Here is a 1,251-nt window from a genome sequence, read left to right on the forward strand (position 1 = left end):
GCCGCGGCCACGGTGTACGGATTCACCATCCCCAGCAGCGCCGACGAGACCCCCTTCAATGCCGGCTCCACGCCACCGAAGCTGTCCTTGATCTGTCCACCCTGCTGCACCAGCACGGTGAAGAACGGCATGCCGCCCTGCAAGCTGGTGAAGATGTCGGTGAACTGAGCGGGCAGCTGGCGCATGGCCTGTGCGGTCTGGCCAGCGGAAATTCCGAGGTCACTAATCTGGTTCTTCACTGGCAGCGGCCGTCCGGCCTCGCTGCGCACTTCGCGCAGTTGCCGGGTCAGCACACCCAGCCCCTGACGAATGTCGGCCAGGTCCGCGCTGATGCGGACCCGCAAGTTGGCAGATGGCTCAGCCATTGGTAGGTAGCTCCTTCGGGGGATGAACAGGGTCACCGCCCGTCATCAAGGTCTGGTACTTCTGCCAGCCGGCGGCATCTGCACCGAAGGCAACACGCATGGCAAGCGCGAAGTCGACCAGCCGCAGCCGATCATCCCTAGCGGCAGCTGCGGTGAAAGCCCGCAACTGCGCCAGGGTGTAGCTGAGCACTTCGCGCCGGCCGTGTCCGCGCGCGATCAGGAACTGGACAAGGTCGGCGGTTGCGGGAGGCTGACCGCTTCCCTGATCGCCACCACCATTCGCCTCAGCCGTAGGGCAAAAAAATCCCGATTGAGGCCCGCCACCGCCTCGAGAAGCTGGGCCACTTCGTCCAGGTTGCCTCCCGCAACCCACTTCGGATCGCGGTCGACTGCCACGGCCAGAGCCGCGCCAATCTCGGTGCTGTCCTGTTCAAGCAGGTCCAGCACCAGGGCGCCGACGTCAACCGCCGCGGAGCCGTCGGGCAGGCCGGCGATCATGGCGATGCGCCCGATCGTCGAGCGACAAGCCGCAATGAACGGCCCCAGCTGCTCGAGCCGCAATGGCCCCACGACGAGCACCTCACCGCGAAAGGGAACCGAGCGAGTGGGCGGCGTGATGGCGTCCATGTCCAGCACAGTCACTTCTCCTGCTGCCAGTAGAAGTAGGCCGACTTGTCAGGGCCCGTCGCCTTGGCCACGTCCTTCACCAGCTTGCCCGGCACACTGCCCGAGCCAAACTCGGTACCGATCAGGCCCATGCTCTCGATGACGCCGCCGGTGACCTTGTGGCACACCAAGCGCACCATCTTGCCGCCGCGCGCTTCATTGGCGCCAATGAACTGCATCTCGTAGTACTTCTGGCTGGTAATGGCCGCCTCGACCTGCC

Annotated in this window: 4 protein-coding genes; all 4 read right to left on the bottom strand. The window is 65.3% G+C overall.

All coding sequences use genetic code 11. From position 1 onward, the window contains the following. Positions 1-365, bottom strand: a 365-nt coding sequence (locus AB0E19_RS38770) for a phage tail length tape measure family protein (protein WP_362189966.1), incomplete at its 3' end; no start/stop codon positions are given. Beyond that, positions 358-555: a hypothetical protein gene (locus AB0E19_RS38775; protein WP_057503182.1), complete on the bottom strand. Its 198-nt coding sequence runs from the start codon at positions 553-555 to the stop codon at positions 358-360. The genes AB0E19_RS38775 and AB0E19_RS38770, both read right to left, overlap by 8 nt. A 26-nt stretch (positions 556-581) precedes the next feature. Next, a complete protein-coding gene (locus tag AB0E19_RS38780; RefSeq protein ID WP_362189971.1) occupies positions 582-992 on the bottom strand; it encodes a hypothetical protein in 411 nt (136 codons plus the stop codon). Positions 993-1,003: 11 nt separating this feature from the next. Continuing rightward, a partial coding sequence (locus AB0E19_RS38785) for a hypothetical protein (protein WP_362189974.1) occupies positions 1,004-1,251 on the bottom strand: 248 nt, incomplete at its 5' end.

The sequence above is a fragment of the Streptomyces sp. NPDC047974 genome (assembly GCF_040653375.1).
Taxonomy (GTDB): domain Bacteria; phylum Actinomycetota; class Actinomycetes; order Streptomycetales; family Streptomycetaceae; genus Streptomyces.

Bases quoted from the DNA above. Each gene is read 5' to 3' on its own strand.
- AB0E19_RS38780 (WP_362189971.1), bottom strand. From the start codon at position 992: ATGGACGCCATCACGCCGCCCACTCGCTCGGTTCCCTTTCGCGGTGAG.